The organism is Streptomyces thermovulgaris, assembly GCF_002155915.1.
In the GTDB taxonomy this organism is placed as follows: Bacteria; Actinomycetota; Actinomycetes; order Streptomycetales; family Streptomycetaceae; genus Streptomyces; species Streptomyces thermovulgaris.
Genome location: NZ_MUME01000019.1, coordinates 23244 through 44571 on the forward strand (window position 1 = coordinate 23244; position 21328 = coordinate 44571).

Below are 21328 nucleotides of genomic sequence, written 5' to 3' on the forward strand. Positions count from 1 at the left end.
GCTCCTGGGGTCCGTGGTCGATGGGGCGGTGGTCGGGGCGAGTGCGGTGCGACGAAGCGGGCTGAAGGGGAGGAAGGAGGGGAGTGCCGGGCTCATCAGGCGAAGGCCACGTTGTGCAGGCCCGCGGCGACGGCGCCGCCGATGAGCGGGCCGACCACCGGCACCCAGGCGTAGCTCCAGTCGGAGCCGCCCTTGTTGGGCAGGGGGAGCAGGGCGTGGACGATGCGGGGGCCGAGGTCGCGGGCGGGGTTGATCGCGTAGCCCGTGGGGCCGCCGAGGGACAGACCGATGGAGACGACGACGAGCGCGGTGATCAGGCCCCCGAGGACGCCGAGGCCGTTGCCCTGGTCGTTCAGGCCCTGGGTGAGGACCGCGAGGATCAGCACGGCCGTGCCGACGATCTCGGTGGCGAGGTTCTGCACCGCGTTGCGGATCTCGGGACCGGTGGAGAAGATGCCGAGGACCGGGCCGGCGCCCTTCTCCCGGGCCTCGACCGCCTGGGCGGCGGTGGCCTGGGCGCCCGGACCGCCGACGATCTCCCGGTCGGTGAGGTGGGCCCGGAACTGGCCGTAGTAGGCGACCCAGACCAGGGCCGCGCCGATCATGGCGCCGAGCAGCTGGCCGGCGACATAGACGGGAACGTCCGCCCAGCCGCCGTTGCTGATGGCGAGGGCGAGCGTCACGGCCGGGTTGAGGTGGGCACCGGAGACCGGGCCCGAGACGTACACCGCCGTCATCACGGCAAAGCCCCACCCGAAGGCGATGGCGAGCCAGCCGGCGTTGCGGGCCTTGGAGGCCTTCAGGGTCACGGCGGCGCAGACCCCGCCGCCGAGCAGGATGAGTACGGCGGTACCGATGGTCTCGCCGATGAAGATGTCGGAGCTGGACACCCGAGACTCCTTCACGTCCTTCGTCCGGGGGAGCCGACCCCGGATCCCACGGGCTCTGGCGCCCTCGGGGGATGAGAGCGATGACCGGCCCTGGCGTTGTCGCACTCTAGCGCGTATTGCCAAAAGATGTTCGACAATGCCGACCGTTGGACGGGAGTCTCGCCCTGCCGTCAGGCGGGCGTCAAGGGTTCTGCTGTCGAAAATGTGATCGTTATGAGACGGGAGTGACAGGGCCCGCCGCGGACATGCGACAGGCCGGCGCGCCGCGGCGCACCGGCCTGTGCGAGAGGCGCCGGCACGGAGTCCGGCGGGGTCGGGTCCGGCAGGGACGGGGGTACGACGCTCAGAACCGCCGGGCGCCCAGGTCCCGCGAGACGGCACGGGCGCAGTCCCGCACCGCCGCGATGAGCTCGGGGCGCAGCTCGCCCCGGGGGCACACCCGCTCCACGGCGCCGGTGATGCCGACCGCGCCGACCGGCATCCGCCGCCGGTCGTGGATGGGGGCGGCGATGGAGGCCACGCCCTCCCAGGTCTCCTCCACGTCGGAGGCGTAGCCCCGTGCGCGTGTGAGGTCGAGGATGCGCTCGAAGCCCTCCAGGTCGCACACGGTGCGGTCCGTGAACGCCTTGCGGTCGGCCTCGACCGCCTCGCTGTGCGCCACGGGGTCGTAGGCCGACAGCACCTTGCCCAGGGCCGTGGAGTGCAGCGGCTGCATCGCACCGATCTCCAGCACCTGCCGGCTGTCGTCGGGGCGGAAGACGTGGTGCACGATCAGCACGCCGTGGTGGTGCAGCACGCCCAGGTAGACGCTCTCCCCGCTGGAGCGGGCCAGGTCGTCCGTCCAGACCAGGGCGCGCGCCCGCAGCTCGTGCACATCGAGATAGGTGGTGCCCAGGCGCAGCAGCTCCGCGCCCAGCTGATAGCGTCCGGAGGCCTCGTCCTGCTCGACGAAGCCCTCCTGCTGCAGGGTGCGCAGTATGCCGTGGGCGGTGCCCTTGGCGAGGCCCAGCGCGGAGGCGATGTCCGACAGGCCCAGCCGCCGCTCGCCGCCCGCCAGCAGTCGCAGCATCGCGGCCGCCCGCTCGAGCGACTGGATGTTCCGTGCCATCGCCGTCCTGCCTCCGTCCCTCCGACCGTCGGCGGACGACTCCCGCGCCGCCCGTTCGGCAATGCCGAACACTACCGGTCCATGCCGACTCACTGCCAATGGGTGGCCGATGCCTGTTGCACGGCCCGCTCCCCAGGATGACCCGCCGGCCATCCTCGTCCGCTTGGTGGACGCCCGGTTCGCCGGGGTCCGGTCCCGGCTAGGCTGACGACGTGCGCCCCCTCGGGGAGCTGTGCGCCCCGTTCCCAGGAACCCGGCGCTCCGCCTCCGGGGAAGGGGCGCAAAGCCGACAGCCGTCGCACCCGAGGGAGCCTCTTCATGGCCTCGTTGCCGCTGACCTCTTCCGCCGACGCCCAGGCCCGCGTGGCCGCTCTCCGCGAAGCACTCGCCACCCGTGTGGTGGTCGCCGACGGAGCGATGGGAACCATGCTCCAGGCCCAGGAGCCGACGCTCGAGGACTTCCAGAACCTCGAGGGCTGCAACGAGATCCTCAACCTCACCCGGCCGGACATCGTCCGCTCGGTCCACGCCGCCTACCTGGAGGTGGGCGTGGACTGCGTGGAGACCAACACCTTCGGCGCCAACCTCACCGCCCTGGCCGAGTACGACATCGCCCACCGCATCGCCGAGCTGTCCGAGGCGGGCGCCCGGATAGCCCGCGAGACGGCGGACGAGTTCACCGGCCGGGACGGCCGGCCCCGCTGGGTCCTCGGCTCGATGGGCCCCGGCACCAAGCTGCCCACCCTCGGGCACACCACGTTCACCGCCCTCCGCGACGCCTACCAGCAGAACGCCGAGGGCCTGCTCGCGGGCGGCGCGGACGCCCTGCTGGTGGAGACCACGCAGGATCTGCTGCAGACCAAGGCCGCGGTGATCGCCGCCCGCCGCGCGATGGGGGCCGCCGGCCACGAGGTGCCGCTGATCGTGTCGGTGACCGTGGAGACCACCGGGACGATGCTGCTCGGCTCGGAGATCGGCGCGGCGCTCACCGCGCTGGAGCCGCTGGGCATCGACATGATCGGCCTCAACTGCGCGACCGGCCCGGCCGAGATGAGCGAGCATCTGCGCTACCTGTCCCGGCACGCGCGCGTCCCGCTGTCCTGCATGCCGAACGCCGGGCTGCCCGTCCTCACCAAGGACGGGGCGCACTACCCGCTGACCGCGCCGGAGCTGGCGGACGCCCAGGGGCACTTCGTCCGTGACTACGGCCTGTCCCTGGTGGGCGGCTGCTGCGGCACGACGCCGGAGCATCTGCGCCAGGTGGTGGAGCGGGTGCGGGACCTGACGCCGGCACGGCGCGACCCGCGCCCCGAGCCGGGTGCGGCCTCCCTGTACCAGAGCGTCCCGTTCCGGCAGGACACCTCCTACCTGGCGATCGGCGAGCGGACGAACGCCAACGGGTCGAAGAAGTTCCGCGAGGCCATGCTGGAGGGCCGCTGGGACGACTGCGTGGAGATGGCACGGGAGCAGATCCGCGAGGGCGCGCACATGCTCGACCTGTGCGTGGACTACGTCGGCCGGGACGGCGTCGCGGACATGCGGGAGCTGGCCGGCCGTCTGGCCACCGCGTCGACGCTGCCGATCGTGCTGGACTCCACCGAGGTCGACGTCATCCGGGCCGGCCTGGAGATGCTGGGCGGCCGTGCGGTGATCAACTCGGTGAACTACGAGGACGGCGACGGCCCGGAGTCGCGGTTCGCGCGGATCACCGCGCTGGCCCGCGAGCACGGCGCGGCGCTGATCGCGCTGACCATCGACGAGGAGGGCCAGGCCCGGACCGCCGAGAAGAAGGTGGAGATCGCCGAGCGGCTGATCGCCGACCTGACCGGCAACTGGGGCATCCGTGAGGAGGACATCCTCATCGACTGCCTGACCTTCACCATCTGCACCGGCCAGGAGGAGTCCCGCAAGGACGGCATGGCCACCATCGAGGCCATCCGCGAGCTGAAGCGGCGGCACCCGCGCGTGCAGACCACCCTCGGCCTGTCCAACATCTCCTTCGGCCTGAACCCGGCCGCCCGGATCCTGCTGAACTCCGTCTTCCTGGACGAGTGCGTCAAGGCGGGCCTGGACTCGGCGATCGTGCACGCCGCCAAGATCCTGCCGATCTCCCGCTTCGACGAGGAGCAGGTGCGCACGGCCCTGGACCTGATCTACGACCGCAGGTCCGAGGGCTACGACCCGCTGCAGAAGCTGATGCAGCTGTTCGAGGGCACCACGGCGAAGTCGCTGAAGGCGAGCAAGGCGGAGGAGCTGGCCGCGCTGCCGCTGGAGGAACGGCTGAAGCGGCGGATCATCGACGGCGAGCGCAACGGCCTGGAGCAGGACCTGGACGAGGCCCTGAGGACCCGCAAGGCCCTGGACATCGTCAACGACACCCTGCTGGACGGCATGAAGGTGGTCGGCGACCTGTTCGGCTCCGGACGGATGCAGCTGCCGTTCGTGCTGCAGTCCGCCGAGGTGATGAAGGCGGCCGTCGCCCACCTCGAGCCGCACATGGAGAAGACCGACGAGGCCGGCAAGGGCACGATCGTGCTGGCCACCGTGCGCGGCGACGTGCACGACATCGGCAAGAACCTCGTCGACATCATCCTGTCCAACAACGGCTACAACGTGATCAACCTGGGCATCAAGCAGCCGGTCTCGGCGATCCTGGAGGCCGCCGAGAAGCACAGGGCCGATGTGATCGGCATGTCCGGGCTGCTGGTGAAGTCCACGGTGGTCATGAAGGAAAACCTGGAGGAGCTCAACGCCCGCGGTCTGGCGACGACCTACCCGGTGATCCTCGGCGGAGCGGCTCTGACCAGGGCGTACGTCGAGCAGGACCTGTACGAGCTGTACGAGGGCGAGGTCCGCTACGCCCGGGACGCCTTCGAGGGCCTGAAGCTGATGGACGCGCTGATCGGCGTCAAGCGGGGCGTGCCGGGGGCGAAGCTGCCGGAACTCCGGCGGCGCCGGGTGCGGGCGTCGGCGGTGGAGACCGACCGGCTCCCGGAGGAGGGGCACGTCCGCTCGGACGTCGCCACGGACAACCCGGTCCCGGCCCCGCCGTTCTGGGGCACCCGGGTGGTCAAGGGCATCCAGCTCAAGGAGTACGCGTCCTGGCTGGACGAGAACGCGCTGTTCAAGGGCCAGTGGGGGCTGAAGCAGGCCCGCACCGGCGACGGGCCGACGTACGAGGAACTGGTCGAGACCGAGGGCCGCCCCCGGCTGCGCGGCCTGCTGGACCGGCTGCAGACGGACAACCTGCTCGAGGCCGCGGTGGTCTACGGCTACTTCCCCTGCGTCTCCAAGGACGACGACCTGATCGTCCTGGACGAGGAGGGCAACGAGCGCACCCGGTTCACCTTCCCGCGCCAGCGCCGGGGCCGGCGGCTGTGCCTGGCCGACTTCTTCCGCCCGGAGGAGTCGGGCGAGACGGACGTGGTGGGCTTCCAGGTGGTCACCGTCGGCTCGAGGATCGGCGAGGAGACCGCCCGCCTGTTCGCGGCCGACGCCTACCGCGACTACCTGGAGCTGCACGGCCTGTCCGTGCAGCTGACCGAGGCCCTGGCCGAGTACTGGCACGCGCGCGTCCGCGCCGAGCTGGGCTTCGCGCACGAGGACCCGGACGAGATCCAGGGCATGTTCGACCTGAAGTACCGCGGTGCCCGCTTCTCCCTCGGCTACGGCGCCTGCCCCGACCTGGAGGACCGCGCCAAGATCGCCGACCTGCTCCGGCCGGAGCGCATCGGTGTCCACCTGTCGGAGGAGTTCCAGCTCCACCCCGAGCAGTCCACCGACGCGATCGTGATCCACCATCCGGAGGCCAAGTACTTCAACGCCCGCTGACGCCTCCGTCCGCGGCCCGTTCCCGGCCGGGCCCCGTCCCGGCCCGTCCCGGCCTGTTCCGGCCTGTTCCGGCCTGTCCCGGCCCTTTCCGGCTCGCTTCCGCCGTGTCCCGGCGCGCCCCGGCCGGGCGGCCTCCCGGGCCCGCGGACGTGAACGGGCAGGCCGTTCCCCGGGGCGTCGCGGCGTTCCGTTGCAGCGCGTTTCGACCGGGAGCGTCGTACACTGGTCGGTCCGTTGCAGGCCGGTTCCCCGCGGGGAACCGGCCTGCTTGTCCCTCAAGGAGGCATGTCGGATGACCAGTACCGTTCCCGCACCCGGCCCCCTCTCCCGGACCCTCGGCCCCGTCCGGACCGGGAAGACCCCCACGGCCGTCGACGGACCGGAACTGCAGGCCGTGCTCCTCGACATGGACGGCACCCTGGTGGACACCGAGGGCTTCTGGTGGGACGTGGAGGTGGAGGTCTTCGCCTCGCTCGGACACACCCTCGACGAGTCCTGGAGACACGTCGTGGTCGGCGGACCCATGACCCGCAGCGCCGGCTTCCTGATCGAGGCCACCGGCGCCGCCGTCACCCTCGAGGAGGTCACCGCGCTGCTGAACGAGGCCTTCGAGGCGCGTATCAACGGCTCGCTGCCGCTGATGCCCGGCGCCGAACGGCTGCTGGCCGAGCTGTCCGCGCACAGGATCCCCACCGCCCTGGTCTCGGCCTCCCACCGCCGCATCATCGACCGCGTCCTGGACACGCTGGGCTCCCATCACTTCGCCCTGTCCGTGGCCGGCGACGAGGTCTCCCGCACCAAGCCCCACCCCGACCCCTATCTGCTGGCCGCCGTCGGACTGGGCGTGGACCCGGCCCGGTGCGCGGCGATCGAGGACACCGCGACCGGAGTCGCCGCGGCGGAGGCCGCCGGCTGCCAGGTGGTCGCCGTGCCCTCCGTCGCCCCCATCGCCCCGGCTCCCCGGCGCGCCGTCGTTTCCTCCCTGGAAGACGTGAACCTGTCATTTCTGCGCGGTCTGATGACAGAAATGCGCTGACCGTTCACCCAGCGTGCAAATCCTCCGGGAAAAGCCTTGCGAGGGGCGTCCGGGGAAATTTCCGCCCCGTGGGACGGCTGAATTTCGACGGCCCCGCCCCCGGCGGTTCATGTGACGTTCCCCACCTCTTGGGCGGTCGACAAGGGGTTTGAGGTGCGCTGCTCCCCCCTTTTCGGGGGTCATGGGCACGTCCATGTGTCCCGATTGGTGAGATCCTGCACGAATCCTTCCGGTCGCGGGTTTTCGGAACGTCCGCGCCCGGTTCCGCTGTGTGATGGGAACTCAACTGTGCGGCTGTGAACCCCACTGCGAAGGACGACTAATCTCATTGCGAGAACATCGGCCCTATCCCGTGATCCGTAGCAACACCCCTTGCATGCCGGGTACACGGACTTGACAGCTCTGGAGAAACTCGAGCATGAACCGCAAGAATTTGGTGCTGCCGGCCGTGGTCGGTCTGCTGGCGCCGGTACTCGCCGCGTGCGGCAGTTCCGACAGCGGCAGCGAGAGCGGCGACGCCATCGTCGTCGGCACCACGGACCGGTTCACCGCCTCGAAGGATGCCCCCGCCCCCGTCGATCCGGCGTACGCCTACGACGTCGGCACCTGGAACATCCTGCGTCAGACCGTGCAGACCCTGATGATCCAGCCCAAGGGCGACGGCGACCCCGTCCCCGAGGCGGCCGAGGAGTGCGGCTTCACCGACACCGGCAACGAGCGTTACGCCTGCACGTTGCGCAAAGGTCTGAAGTTCGCCGACGGCACCCCCGTCACCGCGGAGGACGTGAAGTTCTCCATCGACCGCGCCCTGCGCATCAATGCCGACAGCGGCGTGGCGGGCCTGCTGTCCACCGTCGACACCGTGGAGACCAAGGGCGACCGCGAGGTCATCTTCCACCTCAACACCGCCGACGCCACCTTCCCGTACAAGCTGTCGACCCCCGTCGCGGGCATCGTCAACCCCAAGAAGTACGAGAAGGGCGAGCTGCGCGAAGGCTTCGAACTGGACGGCTCCGGCCCCTACACCATGAAGGCCGAGGTCCAGAACGACGAGGCGGTCAAGCTCGTCTTCACCAAGAACCCCCACTACAAGGGGACGTTGAAGCTCAACAACAACAAGGTGGAGCTGCGCACCTTCCACGACGCCGACTCCATGGGCAAGGCGCTGAAGGAGGGCGACATCGATGTCATGACGCGCACCATGTCGCCCGAGCAGATCCGCGAGCTCTCCAGCGACTCCAAGGACGACATCGACGTCGTCGAGACGCCCGGTCTGGAGATCCGCTTCCTGGGCTTCAACACCGAGGCCGAGTCGGTGAAGAACAAGGCCGTGCGCGAGGCCATGGCCCAGATCATCAACCGCACCGAGCTCGTCTCCGAGGTCTACGGCACCCAGGCCGAGCCGCTGTACTCGATCGTCCCGGCCACCATCACCGGCCACTCCAACTCCTTCTTCAACAAGTACGGCGACCCGAGCGTGGACAAGGCCCGCAACGTGCTGACCAAGGCCGGTGTCAGCACCCCGGTGAAGCTGACGCTGCATTACACGACCGACCACTACGGCCCGGCCACCAAGAAGGAGTTCGAGGTCCTCAAGCAGCAGCTCAACGCCAGCGGCCTGTTCGACGTCGACATCAAGGGGACCCCCTGGTCCACCTACCGTCCGGCCGGGCAGAAGGGCAAGTACGACGTCTACGGCATGGGCTGGTTCCCGGACTTCCCGGACGCCGACAACTACCTGGCCCCGTTCCTCGACAAGGGCAACACCCTCGGCAGCCCGTACGCCAACAGCGAGATCCGCAACAACCTGATCCCGCAGTCCCGCCGGCAGGCCGACCGCCTCTCCGCCTCCTCCAGCCTGACCCGGATTCAGGACATCGTCGCCGAGGACGTCCCGGTGCTGCCGCTGTGGCAGGGCAAGCAGTACGTCGCCGCCCGCAACACCGTCACGGGCACCGCGTACGCCCTCAACTCCTCCGCGACGCTCCAGCTGTGGGAGCTCGGCCGCGGCACCGGCGGCAGCAGCTGAGGTCTTCTCCCCGGCCCTGCCGTCCAGGGCCGGGCCCGGCACCGGACACGGCGGTCGCGGGCCGACAACCCCCAGGCGGGGCGCACGCGCCGACGAAGCCGGCCCCGCCCGGCGGTGCGGGGAAAGGAGCCGATCCTCCGTCACCCGGCCGCTCACCTCGCGCAAAGCGCCCTCTCCCGGTCCTTCGGGAGAGGGCGCTTTCGCGTCGCGCGGGGTTCCCGCAGGGCCCGTGGCGCGCGGGACTCTCGCCGGGACTCCTACGGGGAGCCGGGGCGCACCAGACCGCTCTCGTACGCGTACACCGCGGCCTGCACGCGGTCGCGCAGGCCCAGCTTGGTCAGCACATGCCCGACATGGGTCTTCACGGTCGTCTCGCTGACGAACAGATCGGCGGCGATCTCCGCGTTCGACAGCCCGCGCGCCACCAGCTTCAGCACCTCGATCTCGCGGTCGGTGAGGGTGCTCAGGGTCTCCGGCACCGACTCCTCGCCGGAGGGCAGATGCGTGGCGTACTTGTCCAGCAGCCGGCGTGTGATGCTCGGCGCCAGCATCGCCTCGCCGGCCGCGACCACCCGGATCGCCTGCACCAGTTCGCCCGCGGGCGCGTCCTTGAGGAGAAAGCCGCTCGCCCCGGCGCGCAGCGCCTCCACCACGTACTCGTCGAGGTCGAAGGTGGTCAGCACCAGCACCTTCACCGGACCGCTCCGCTCCGAACCGGTGATCCGCCGGGTCGCCTCCACGCCGTCCATCCGCGGCATGCGGATGTCCATCAGCACCACATCGGGCTGCAGGGCCCGCACCTGGTCCAGAGCCTGCTGACCGTCTCCGGCCTCGCCCACGACCGCGATGTCCTGCTCGGCCTCCAGGATCATCCGGAATCCGGTGCGCAGCAGCGGCTGGTCGTCGACCAGTAGGACGCGGATGGCCACGTGAGTCTCCTTCGCTAGTCCGCGCCCATTCTGCCCTGCTCCGGCGCCGGGATTCGTCCCAGGGGCAACGGGTAGGGCGGAGGAGTGCCGCCGAACTCCGGGCAGTGGGCCCGGTGCTCGCACCAGCCGCACAGCTTCGTGGGACGCGGCCGCCAGTCACCGGTCTCGGTGGCCCGCCGGATCGCCTCCCACAGCGCCAGCAGCTTGCGCTCCACCCGCTCCAGATCGGCGGGGACCGGGTCGTACGTCAGCACGTCACCGCTGCCGAGATAGACGAGCTGCAGCCGCCGGGGCACGATCTTCTTCAGCCGCCACACCACCAGGGCGTAGAACTTCATCTGGAACAGCGCGTCCTCGGCGTACTCGGGGCGGGGCGCCCGGCCCGTCTTGTAGTCGACGATCCGCACCTCGCCCGTGGGCGCCACGTCCACCCGGTCGATGATCCCGCGCAGCCTGAGCCCCGAGTCCAGCTCCGCCTCCACGAACAGCTCCCGCTCGGCCGGCTCGAGCCGTGTCGGGTCCTCCAGCGTGAACCAGCGCTCCACGAGCTGCTCCGCCTCCGCCAGCCAGCGGGCCAGCCGCTCGCCGTCCGGGTCGTCGGCGAACAGCTCCGCCACCTCCGGCCTGGTCTCGAGCAGCCGCTCCCACTGCCCCGGGACCATCGCCTTCGCCCGCGGCGCGGTCCGCTCGGCGGCCGGGGAGTCGAACAGTCGCTCGAGCACGGCGTGCACCAGCGTGCCCTTCGTCGCCGCCTCGTTCGGCTTCTCGGGCAGCCGGTCGATCACCCGGAACCGGTACAGCAGCGGGCACTGCATGAAGTCCGCGGCCCGGGAGGGGGACAGGGAGGAGGGCGGTGCGGCGGGACGGGGAGCCGTCCCCGGGTCCGTGTCCGTCACCGTCGCGGCCGCCGCCGGCGGAGCCGCCCCGTGTGCCGGTGCCGTCGGCACCGGGCCGCTGTCGCGGGCGACCGCCTCGCCCTCCCTGCTCGTCTCCATGACGCACCACCCTACGGCCCGCCACCGACGGCCACCGGTCACGGGCCGTGAGGAGATGCGCAGAGAAGCAGAAGGAAGCAGCGGGAGGAAGAGGGAAGCGGCGGAAAGCGGCGGGAAAACGAGCCGCGGAGGGGGGCAGCGGCGGGAAGGCCGCAGGGAGGAGCGGTGGGGAAACGCCGTGCGCCAGGGGCAACACAGGGGTGCTGGGCGGAACCATCCGCCACGGCCGCATACCATCGATCCGAGACCTTCCGGCCGACAGGTGCGGAAGACGTGCTTCGAACGAGGGGACACCGTGGACGTGAGCGGCGGGAGCGGGCAGCCGCGTTCCGGCAACGACGAGTCGGCCGAGCGCCGCACCGGCCCGGGGGCACCGCCTCCCGGCTCCCCGCACTCCGGCGCCACCCCGTCCCGGGACGCCGAGGCCGCGGGGAAGGCGGGCGGGCAGGACTCCGGCGAGCCCGCGGAGCCCACGCCCGGGACGTCCCAGGACGGCCCGGCCGGGGCCCCGGCGGAGCAGACCCGCCCGGGCGGCGCCGATGCGGCCCCGCGTGCCGGGGACGAGCAGGAGCGGGGACCCGGCGGGGCCCCCGGTGCCGGGGAGCCCGCGCGGAGCCTCGAGGAGCGCCCGCGCCCCTCCGGCGACACCCACCCGGACCGCGCCTTCGCACGCTCCGGGCAGACGCCTCCGCCCGCACGGCCGAAGGAGCCCGGGGGCGGCCTGCTCATGGGACGGCCCTTCGGGGTGCCCGTGTACGTGGCACCCAGCTGGTTCCTGGTGGCCGCGCTGATCACCTGGGTGTTCGGCGGCCAGCTCGACCGCGTCCTGCCCGAGCTCGGAGCCGCCCGCTACCTGGTGTCCCTGTTCTTCGCGGTCGCCTTCTACGCCTCCGTCCTCGTCCACGAGCTCGCCCACACCCTCGCGGCCCTCCGCTTCAAGCTGCCGGTCCGCCGCATCCAGCTGCAGTTCTTCGGCGGTGTCTCGGAGATCGAGAAGGAGGCCGAGACCCCCGGCCGCGAGTTCGTCCTCGCCTTCGTCGGCCCGCTGCTCTCCCTGGTCCTCGCCGGCGTCTTCTATCTCGCCCTGCGGCTCTTCGAACCCGGCACGGTCCCCGGCGTCCTGCTGGCCGGCCTGATGATCTCCAACCTCATCGTCGCCGCCTTCAACCTGCTGCCCGGCCTGCCCCTCGACGGCGGCCGGATGCTCCGCGCCGTCGTCTGGAAGATCACCGGCAGGCCCATGAGCGGCACGGTCGCCGCCGCCTGGGTCGGCCGCGCGCTCGCCGTCGCCGTCCTGATCGGCCTGCCCCTGGTCACCCGGCCCGGCGCCGGCGCCACCGAGGACACCGCCGGCACCATCACCAACGCCCTGCTCGCCGCCATCCTCGCCGCGATCATCTGGACCGGCGCCGGCAACAGCCTGCGCATGGCCCGGCTGCGCGAACACCTCCCCTCGCTGCGCGCCCGCACCCTCACCCGCCGCGCCGTCCCGATCGAGACCGACACCTCCCTCGCCGAGGCCCTGCGCCGCGCCAACGCCGCCGGTGCCCGTGCCCTGGTCGTCGTCGACGGCCACGGCGAGCCCATCTCCCTGGTCCGCGAGTCCGCCATCGCGGGCGTCCCCGAACACCGCCGCCCCTGGGTCAACGCCAGCGACCTCGCCCAGAGGCTCACCGACGGCATGCGCGTCTCCGCCGAACTCGCCGGGGAGGAGCTCCTGGACGCCCTGCGCGCCACCCCGGCCACCGAATATCTCGTCGTGGAGGAGACCGGCGAGATCTACGGCGTGCTCTCCGCGGCCGACGTGGAGCAGGCCTTCGTCAAGGCCATGGCCCGTCCCTCGGCCTCCTCCTGAGGGGCGCCGGGGAGGGCGCCCGGGCCGGTCCGGCTCCGGCGGGCGGTGCCGCCCGGCCCGCGGCGGGACCCGGGCGGCGCCCCGGGCCCGGCCGCCTCCGCGTGGTCGGGGGGCCGGTTCGGGGCAGGTAGGCTGGTCGCATGTCCGAACCGACCGGTGCCGCCCGCCGCCGCGGGCCTTTCAAGGTCGGGGACCAGGTACAGCTGACCGACCCCAAGGGCCGCCACTACACGTTCACGCTCGAGGCCGGGAAGAGCTTCCACACCCACAAGGGGTCCTTCCCGCACGACGAACTGATCGGCGCACCCGAGGGCACCGTTGTCCGCACCAGCGGCAATGTCGCCTACCTCGCGCTGCGTCCCCTGCTCCCCGACTACGTCCTGTCCATGCCCCGCGGGGCAGCCGTCGTCTACCCCAAGGACGCGGGGCAGATCCTCGCCTTCGCCGACATCTTCCCCGGCGCCCGCGTCGTGGAGGCCGGCGTCGGCTCCGGCTCGCTCAGCACCTTCCTGCTGCGCGCCGTCGGCGACCAGGGCATGCTGCACAGCTACGAGCGCCGCGCCGACTTCGCCGAGATCGCCCGGGCCAACGTCGAGCGCTACTTCGGCGGTCCGCACCCCGCCTGGCAGCTCACCGTGGGCGACCTCCAGGACAACCTGTCCGACACCGACGTCGACCGGGTCATCCTCGACATGCTCGCCCCCTGGGAGTGCCTGGAGGCCGTCTCCAAGGCGCTCGTCCCCGGCGGCATCCTGTGCTGCTACGTCGCCACCACCACCCAGCTGGCGAGGACCGTGGAGTCCATCCGCGAGACCGGCTGCTTCAACGAGCCGACCGCCTGGGAGACGATGATCCGCACCTGGCACATCGAGGGCCTGGCGGTCCGTCCCGACCACCGCATGATCGGCCACACCGGCTTCCTGCTCACCGCCCGCCGCCTCGCGGACGGCGTCGAGCCGCCCATGCGCCGCCGCCGGCCCGCCAAGGGCGCCTACGGCGAGGACTACGAGGGCCCCAACGCCGGCGGGGGCGCCCGCTGACACGGCACCTGCCGGCCGACAACGCACGGGCGCCGTGGCCGAGTTGCCGACGCCAACCGGGAACTCGGCCACGGCGCCCTCGTCTTGACCCGGCGCCACCGCACCGCCGCACCCGCCGCGGTGCGGCCCGTACGAGGACCCACCCCGCCGTTCCCCCGCACTGTGACGTGTGGCACGATGCTGGCCACCCCCACCCGGCACAGTCCTCGCAGGAGACGCTCCTCGTGCAGCAATCCGCCGTTCCGGAACTGGCCCACACGCAGACCCGTCCCATCCACTGGGTGGCCACCGCCACCGCGGTCTCCGCAGTGGTGGCCCTCTCCTCGGCCGTGCAGTCCGCCACCGCCGCCCAGCCGGACGGCCCCCGTGCGAAGCCCGCCCCCGTGGCCGCTCCCGGCACCGCAGGCGTGACGTTTCCGCTCGAGTGCGGCCCCGTGAAGGCCGTGGTGGCGAAGGAGGCCTCCGGGGACCTCGACAAGGACGGCAGACCCGAGACCGTCGCCGTCGTGCACTGCGACGCCTCCATGGGCACTCCGCCCGACGCCGTCTACGTCATCACCCGGGGCGCCGAGGACGCCGCGCCCCGCGTGGTGGCCACCCTCGTCGACACCAAGGACCGGTACACGGTCACGGACTTCGCCGTCCGTGAGGGGGCCGTCACCGCCACCCTGCTCGGCTACTCCTCGCCCGAGGTGCCCAATTGCTGCCCCGACCTCGAGGAGAGCGTGAAGTGGCAGTGGCGCGACGGCGTGTTCGTCCGCTCCACGCCCGCCGGGGCGCGCGGCGTCTGACCGCGGGCCCCGGGGCCGCGGACGGGCCGGCGATGATCACGGATCGCGCGGACGCGGTCACTCCGCGTCAGGTCCGTACAGTTCCACCTTGTCCGAAACGCGACGCACATGGATGCACGCGCCCGGGCACTCCTTCGTCGAGTCCACCACGTCCGTGAGAAGCGGCAGCGGCACCGGGGTTGCCGCCCCTCTGTCCCGCAGGAGCTCGTCGTCGGCGTTCTTCACGTACGCCAGACCGTCGACGTCCAGCTCGAACACCTCCGGCGCGTACTGGGCGCAGATGCCGTCGCCGGTGCACAGATCCCGGTCGATCCAGACCTCCAGTTCCCCGCCGTCGCCCGGGATCCGCTGCCGTACGTCCATCTCTCCTGCCGTGTCGCGCCGAGCCGCGCGGGAATCCGGCCAGCTCCGACGGGTGTTGAACAACTCGACCTTACATCGGGCGGCTTTCCATTCGTGTTCGGTGGGTATTCCCCTGGCGTGGGGGAGAGCGCAAGGGTGAAGATCGGACACACCTCGACAGTCTTTGTGATCTAGGGGTTTCAATCGGCACCCACCCAGGTAGGGTCTGGAAGCGTCCAGCTCCCCTTGGAGGAGGTGAGGACCGTGGCAGCCCACGACGACGACATGAACCGCGGCATCCGCCCGGAGCAGGGGTCCGACGACCCGGCCGGGCAGATCGCCTACCTTGAGCAGGAGATCGCCGTCCTGCGACGCAAGCTCGCCGACTCTCCGCGACACACGAGGATTCTCGAGGAGCGGATCGTCGAGCTGCAGACCAACCTGGCCGGCGTGTCCGCGCAGAACGAACGGCTGGCGAACACGCTCCGTGAGGCCCGCGACCAGATCGTGGCCCTCAAGGAGGAGGTCGACCGGCTCGCCCAGCCGCCGGCCGGCTTCGGGGTCTTTCTGCAGGCCAACGAGGACGGCACCGCCGACATCTTCACCGGCGGCCGCAAGCTGCGGGTGAACGTCAGCCCCAGCGTCGAGCTCGAGGAGCTCAAGCGCGGTCAGGAAGTGATGCTGAACGAAGCGCTCAACGTGGTCGAGGCCATGGACTTCGAGCGCGTCGGCGAGATCGTCACCCTCAAGGAGGTTCTCGAGGACGGCGAGCGCGCCCTGGTGCTCGGGCACACCGACGAGGAACGGGTGGTCCGGCTCGCCGAACCGCTGCTGGGCGTCACCATCCGTCCCGGCGACTCCCTCCTGCTCGAGCCCAGGTCGGGCTACGTCTACGAGGTCGTGCCCAAGAGCGAGGTCGAGGAGCTCGTCCTCGAAGAGGTGCCCGACATCGGCTATGAGCAGATCGGTGGCCTCAGCAGCCAGATCGAGGCCATCCGCGACGCCGTGGAGCTGCCGTACCTCTACCCCGATCTGTTCAAGGAGCACGAGCTGCGTCCGCCGAAGGGCGTCCTGCTCTACGGCCCGCCCGGATGCGGCAAGACGCTCATCGCCAAGGCCGTCGCCAACTCGCTGGCCAAGAAGGTCGCCGAGGTGACCGGCCAGCCCACCGGCAAGAGCTTCTTCCTCAACGTCAAGGGCCCCGAGCTGCTGAACAAGTACGTCGGCGAGACCGAGCGGCAGATCCGTCTCGTCTTCCAGCGGGCCCGGGAGAAGGCCAGCGAGGGGACTCCCGTCATCGTCTTCTTCGACGAGATGGAGTCCCTCTTCCGCACCCGTGGCTCCGGTGTCAGCTCGGACGTGGAGAACACCATCGTCCCGCAGCTGCTCGCCGAGATCGACGGTGTGGAGGGCCTGCAGAACGTGGTCGTGATCGGCGCCTCCAACCGCGAGGACATGATCGACCCGGCCATTCTGCGGCCCGGCCGTCTCGATGTGAAGATCAAGATCGAGCGTCCGGACGCCGAGGCGGCCAAGGACATCTTCAGCAAGTACCTCACCGAGCGTCTTCCGCTGCACGCGGACGACCTCGCGGAACACGGCGGCGACAAGACCGCCACGGTCCAGGCGATGATCCAGACCGCGGTGGAGCACATGTACGCCGAAACCGAGGAGAACCGCTTCCTGGAGGTCACCTACGCCAATGGCGACAAGGAAGTCCTCTACTTCAAGGACTTCAATTCCGGCGCCATGATCGAAAACATTGTGGGCCGGGCCAAGAAGATGGCGATCAAGGACTATCTCGAGAAGAACCAGAAGGGTCTTCGCGTCTCCCATCTGCTCCAGGCCTGCGTGGACGAGTTCAAGGAGAACGAGGACCTTCCCAACACCACCAACCCGGACGACTGGGCCCGGATCTCCGGAAAGAAGGGCGAGCGGATCGTCTACATCCGCACTCTCATCACCGGAAAGCAGGGCGCGGACACCGGACGCTCCATCGACACGGTGGCGAACACCGGTCAGTACCTGTAAAAGCAGGGCGGCTGCGGGTGCCCTTCCGGGGTACCCGCAGTCAGCTGTTTACGGGGCCACCGCATGGAGCAGGCAATGACACAAATGATCTCCCCCCCAGCGCGGAGGCGTTCTAGGCTCTTTCGTACCGCCGGGTCGCGCAGTGCGGGGACGGGCACCGCACGGACAGCCGAACACCAGCGGTACTTGTGCGGCGCCCACGACCGAGGGCGTCGCCGGGCAAGGAGGGCCGCATGACCGTACGGCGAGTAATGGGCATCGAGACGGAGTACGGGATCTCCGTCCCCGGCCACCCCAATGCCAATGCCATGCTCACCTCGTCCCAGATCGTCAACGCCTACGCGGCGGCGATGCACCGGGCCCGCCGGGCCCGGTGGGACTTCGAGGAGGAGAACCCGCTGCGGGACGCCCGTGGCTTCGATCTCGCCCGTGAGGCCGCCGACCCCAGCCAGCTCACCGACGAGGACATCGGCCTGGCCAACGTCATCCTGACCAACGGTGCCCGGCTCTACGTCGACCACGCCCATCCGGAGTACAGCGCGCCCGAGGTGACCAACCCGCGCGACGCCGTCCTGTGGGACAAGGCCGGCGAGAGGATCATGGCCGAGGCCGCCGAACGGGCCGCCCAGCTGCCGGGCGCCCAGCCGATCCATCTCTACAAGAACAACACCGACAACAAGGGCGCCAGCTACGGCACGCACGAGAACTACCTGATGAAGCGGGAGACCCCGTTCTCCGACATCGTGCGCCATCTGACGCCCTTCTTCGTCTCCCGCCAGGTCGTCGCGGGCGCCGGCCGCGTCGGCATCGGCCAGGACGGCCACGAGCACGGCTTCCAGATCAGCCAGCGCGCGGACTACTTCGAGGTCGAGGTCGGCCTGGAGACGACCCTGAAGCGGCCGATCATCAACACGCGCGACGAGCCGCACGCCGACGCGGAGAAGTACCGCCGGCTGCACGTGATCATCGGCGACGCGAACCTCTCCGAGATCTCGACCTATCTGAAGCTGGGCACGACCGCCCTGGTCCTGTCCATGATCGAGGACGGCTTCATCGCCGTCGACCTGGCCGTCGACCAGCCCGTCCGCACGCTCCACCAGGTCTCGCACGATCCGTCGCTCAAGCATCTGATCACGCTCCGCAGCGGCCGGACGCTCACCGCCGTACAGCTCCAGATGGAGTACTACGAGCTGGCGCGCAAGTACGTGGAGGAACGGTTCGGGACGGACGCCGACGACCAGACCAAGGACGTCCTGGCCCGCTGGGAGGACGTCCTCAACCGTCTGGAGAACGACCCCATGAGCCTGTCCGGCGAGCTGGACTGGGTCGCCAAGCTGGAGCTCATGGAGGGCTACCGGCGCCGCGACGGCCTCGACTGGGACGCCGCCCGGCTCCACCTCATCGACCTCCAGTACGCGGACGTGCGCCTCGAGAAGGGCCTGTACAACCGTCTGGTGGCCCGGGGCCGCATGAAGCGGCTCCTGGACGAGGCCGAGGTGGACAGGGCCCGTACGAAGCCGCCGGAGGACACCCGGGCGTACTTCCGCGGGCGCTGCCTGGAGCAGTACGCCGACGACGTCGCCGCGGCCTCCTGGGACTCGGTCATCTTCGACCTGCCGGGCCGGGACTCGCTCCAGCGCGTCCCCACCCTGGAACCGCTTCGCGGAACGCGTAAACACGTCAAGGAGCTTCTGGACCGCTGCCGCACCGCGGAGGACCTGGTCAGGGTCCTGTCCGGAGGCTGAGCGGACCCCGGGGCGCCGCAGAGGAGGGGCCGTTCCGGGGTGGAAACGCCGAAGGCAGGGAATCATCGAGGTGGCCCCCGTACGTTGAGGAAACTGCGGGGCCGATGTCGGACCTGCCTTGTAGGGTCTGATCAACACCGATCGGCCGCAATGCCGACCATGTCGGGCGAACAGAGCGGGGTGAGGGTTATGGCAACGAAGGACACCGGCGGTGGACAGCAGAGGGCCACACGCTCCACCGAGGAGATCGAGGAGCAGGCCCAGGACGCACAGGCCGCCGAGGACCTCAAGGAACGCCACGAGAAGCTGAGCGAGGACGTGGACGACGTCCTCGACGAGATCGACGACGTGCTCGAGTCCAACGCGGAGGACTTCGTCCGGAGCTTCGTGCAGAAGGGCGGCGAGTGACGCACGGCGTTCGTCCCGGTGCCGGTACGCGGGAAGCGGGCCGGCACCGGGACGGATGACCGGCGCCGGTACGGGTATGGTCCGTGCACGGATTTGATGATCGGCTCGGCCGTTCCCGGCGGGGCCGCAGCCTTATGCGGAAGGAATCGCGTGGAACCCAACCCTCGTAGCACCGGGCGTCTGCCGGCTGCCTTCCTGACGCCCGGGTCCTCGTCCTTCATGGAATTTCTCGCCGAGCACCGGCCGGATCTGCTGCCCGGCAGACGGCAGCTGCCTCCCACCCAGGGGGCGCTCGAGGCGCCGCACGGGACGACGATCGTGGCGGTGACCTTCCCGGGGGGCGTCGTGCTGGCCGGTGACCGGCGGGCGACCATGGGGAACGTCATCGCGCAGCGGGACGTCGAGAAGGTGTTCCCGGCGGACGAGTACTCGGCCGTGGGCATCGCCGGCACGGCGGGCATCGCCGTGGAGATGGTGAAGCTGTTCCAGCTGGAGCTGGAGCACTTCGAGAAGGTCGAGGGGACGCAGCTGTCGCTGGAGGGCAAGGCGAACCGGCTGTCGACCATGATCCGCTCCAACCTGGGCATGGCCATGCAGGGCCTGGCCGTGGTCCCGCTCTTCGCGGGATACGACCTGGACCGCGGGCAGGGCCGGATCTTCTCCTACGACGTCACCGGCGGCCGTTCCGAGGAGTACGGCTACGCCGCCACCGGTTCCGGCTCGCTCTTCGCACGCGGCTCCCTGAAGAAGCTCTACCGGGAGGACCTGACGGAGGCCGACGCCACCACGCTGGTGGTGCAGGCCCTGTACGACGCGGCAGACGACGACTCGGCGACCGGTGGCCCCGATGTCGCCCGCCGGATCTATCCGATCGTCACCGTGATCACCGAGGACGGCTTCCGCCGGCTCACCGAGGACGAGTCCTCCGAGATCGCCCGCTCGGTGGTGCAGCAGCGGATGGAGCAGCCCGACGGTCCGCGGGCCGCGCTGCGGTAGCCGGCGGCCGGCTGGTGTTCAGGGTGATCCAGTGACTTCGACAGAAAGGGACGGATAAACCGGTGTCGACGCCGTTCTATGTCTCACCTCAGCAGGCCATGGCCGACCGGGCGGAGTACGCCCGCAAGGGCATCGCCCGCGGCCGCAGCCTGGTCGTGATGCAGTACGCCGACGGAATCGTGTTCGTCGGTGAGAATCCGTCCCGCGCGTTGCACAAGTTCAGCGAGATCTACGACCGGATCGGGTTCGCGGCCGCCGGAAAGTACAACGAGTACGAGAACCTGCGCATCGGCGGTGTCCGCTACGCCGACCTGCGCGGCTACACCTACGACCGCAACGACGTGACCGCCCGCGGTCTGGCGAACGTCTACGCCCAGACACTGGGCACGATCTTCTCCAGCGCCGGGGAGAAGCCGTACGAGGTGGAGCTGGTGGTCGCCGAGGTGGGGGAGACCCCGGAGGGCGACCAGATCTACCGGCTGCCGCACGACGGGTCGATCGTGGACGAGCACGGCTCGGTCGCGGTCGGCGGCAACGCCGAGCAGATCAGCAGCTATCTGGACCAGCGTCACCGGGACGGCATGTCCCTGGCCGAGGCCCTGAAGCTGGCGGTGCAGGCGCTGTCCCGCGACACCAACGGCAGCGAGCGGGAGATCCCGGCCGAGCGCCTGGAGGTGGCCGTGCTGGACCGTACGCGCCCGCAGAAGCGCAAGTTCAAGCGGATCGTGGGCCGGCAGCTCCAGCGGCTGCTGCAGGCCGACGGCGCCGTGACGGAGGCGGAGAGCTCCGAGGAGGGTTCCGAGGAGAAATAGCCCGGCGGGCCCGGCCCGCGGGCCCGGCCCGCCCGCTCCGGTTCCCCCGCCGATCCGCCTTTCTCCGCCGTCCCCGTCATCCGCGCCGTTCCCGCGCGCCGTTCCCGTCCTCGTCCTTCCCTCGCTCCGGATGCCCCGGCCGACGGCACGGCCGGGGCACCGGCGTTCTCAGGAGGCGTTCGGCGGCGCCGTGGAGCCCCGTACGACCAGTTCCACGGGAATGTCGCCGCCCTCGGGCGCACGGCCCTCCAGGACGGCGAGAAGGGCGCGCATGCCCCTCTCGCCGAAGAGCTCCGCGTCCAGCCGCACGGTGGTCAGCTCGGGGTCGACGGCGGTGGCGAGGGCGAGGTCGTCCAGGCCGGTGACGGAGACGTCGTCGGGCACACGCAGTCCGAGGCGGCGCAGCCCCTTGTAGGCGCCGACGGCCAGCAGGTCGTCGTCGCACACCAGGGCGGTGGGCCGGGGGCCGGGGCCGCCGAGCGCGGCCTCG

General features: G+C 70.7%; 17 protein-coding genes. 11 read left to right on the forward strand and 6 right to left on the reverse strand.

Annotated elements, in window-relative coordinates; genetic code table 11:
* Positions 1-95 precede the first annotated feature (95 nt).
* Complete coding sequence (locus CCN35_RS02375; protein WP_086791357.1) at positions 96-890, reverse strand: MIP/aquaporin family protein; 795 nt, start codon at positions 888-890, stop codon at positions 96-98.
* A gap of 343 nt (positions 891-1233) precedes the next feature.
* Positions 1234-1998: an IclR family transcriptional regulator gene (locus CCN35_RS02380; protein WP_067394848.1), complete on the reverse strand. Its 765-nt coding sequence runs from the start codon at positions 1996-1998 to the stop codon at positions 1234-1236.
* A gap of 318 nt (positions 1999-2316) precedes the next feature.
* On the opposite strand from CCN35_RS02380, the gene metH reads away from it, so the two are divergent.
* The 3 genes from metH to CCN35_RS02395 all read left to right on the forward strand — a co-directional run bounded on the left by metH (position 2317) and on the right by CCN35_RS02395 (position 8894).
* Entirely contained in the window at positions 2317-5829 is a 3513-nt protein-coding gene (metH, locus tag CCN35_RS02385; RefSeq protein ID WP_067394850.1) for a methionine synthase, read from the forward strand.
* Between the two features lie 292 nt (positions 5830-6121).
* Positions 6122-6865, forward strand: coding sequence for an HAD family hydrolase (locus tag CCN35_RS02390; RefSeq protein ID WP_067394854.1), 744 nt, complete (start codon positions 6122-6124; stop codon positions 6863-6865).
* 418 nt (positions 6866-7283) lie between these two features.
* Positions 7284-8894 carry an ABC transporter substrate-binding protein gene (locus CCN35_RS02395; RefSeq protein ID WP_067394857.1) on the forward strand — a complete coding sequence of 537 codons (1611 nt, stop codon included), beginning with the start codon at positions 7284-7286 and terminating at the stop codon, positions 8892-8894.
* Positions 8895-9151: 257 nt separating this feature from the next.
* On the opposite strand, the gene CCN35_RS02400 is transcribed toward CCN35_RS02395, so the two are convergent.
* On the reverse strand, positions 9152-9823 hold the full coding sequence (locus CCN35_RS02400) for a response regulator (RefSeq protein ID WP_067394860.1): 672 nt from the start codon (positions 9821-9823) through the stop codon (positions 9152-9154).
* A gap of 14 nt (positions 9824-9837) precedes the next feature.
* On the reverse strand, positions 9838-10818 hold the full coding sequence (locus CCN35_RS02405) for a RecB family exonuclease (RefSeq protein WP_067394863.1): 981 nt from the start codon (positions 10816-10818) through the stop codon (positions 9838-9840).
* A 295-nt stretch (positions 10819-11113) separates the two neighbouring features.
* Here CCN35_RS02405 and CCN35_RS02410 point away from each other — a divergent pair, with 295 nt between their 5' ends.
* The 3 genes from CCN35_RS02410 (at position 11114) to CCN35_RS02420 (ending at position 14504) form a co-directional block, all read left to right on the forward strand.
* Entirely contained in the window at positions 11114-12673 is a 1560-nt protein-coding gene (locus CCN35_RS02410) for a site-2 protease family protein (protein WP_067394867.1), read from the forward strand.
* 140 nt (positions 12674-12813) lie between these two features.
* On the forward strand, positions 12814-13713 hold the full coding sequence (locus CCN35_RS02415; RefSeq protein WP_067394870.1) for a tRNA (adenine-N1)-methyltransferase: 900 nt from the start codon (positions 12814-12816) through the stop codon (positions 13711-13713).
* Between the two features lie 224 nt (positions 13714-13937).
* Positions 13938-14504 (forward strand): hypothetical protein, encoded by a 567-nt coding sequence (locus CCN35_RS02420; RefSeq protein ID WP_067394872.1) that lies wholly within the window; start codon positions 13938-13940, stop codon positions 14502-14504.
* A gap of 57 nt (positions 14505-14561) precedes the next feature.
* Here the strand turns inward: CCN35_RS02420 and CCN35_RS02425 are convergent, their stop codons facing one another.
* Complete coding sequence (locus CCN35_RS02425; protein WP_086791360.1) at positions 14562-14867, reverse strand: ferredoxin; 306 nt, start codon at positions 14865-14867, stop codon at positions 14562-14564.
* A gap of 243 nt (positions 14868-15110) precedes the next feature.
* Between CCN35_RS02425 and arc the strand changes: the two genes are divergently transcribed.
* The 5 genes from arc to prcA all read left to right on the forward strand — a co-directional run bounded on the left by arc (position 15111) and on the right by prcA (position 20838).
* Positions 15111-16877, forward strand: coding sequence for a proteasome ATPase (arc, locus tag CCN35_RS02435; RefSeq protein ID WP_067394878.1), 1767 nt, complete (start codon positions 15111-15113; stop codon positions 16875-16877).
* Between the two features lie 233 nt (positions 16878-17110).
* A complete protein-coding gene (gene dop, locus CCN35_RS02440; protein ID WP_342748555.1) occupies positions 17111-18622 on the forward strand; it encodes a depupylase/deamidase Dop in 1512 nt (503 codons plus the stop codon).
* 189 nt (positions 18623-18811) lie between these two features.
* Complete coding sequence (locus CCN35_RS02445) at positions 18812-19030, forward strand: ubiquitin-like protein Pup (protein ID WP_067394884.1); 219 nt, start codon at positions 18812-18814, stop codon at positions 19028-19030.
* Between the two features lie 150 nt (positions 19031-19180).
* The gene (prcB, locus tag CCN35_RS02450; protein ID WP_067394887.1) at positions 19181-20026 is read left to right on the forward strand and encodes a proteasome subunit beta; all 846 of its coding nucleotides are present in this window, start codon (positions 19181-19183) and stop codon (positions 20024-20026) included.
* Between the two features lie 62 nt (positions 20027-20088).
* A complete protein-coding gene (gene prcA, locus CCN35_RS02455) occupies positions 20089-20838 on the forward strand; it encodes a proteasome subunit alpha (RefSeq protein ID WP_067394890.1) in 750 nt (249 codons plus the stop codon).
* Positions 20839-21006: 168 nt separating this feature from the next.
* Here prcA and CCN35_RS02460 read toward each other — a convergent pair.
* Positions 21007-21328 (reverse strand): substrate-binding domain-containing protein (locus CCN35_RS02460; protein WP_158100368.1); only part of this gene is annotated, 322 nt, incomplete at its 5' end.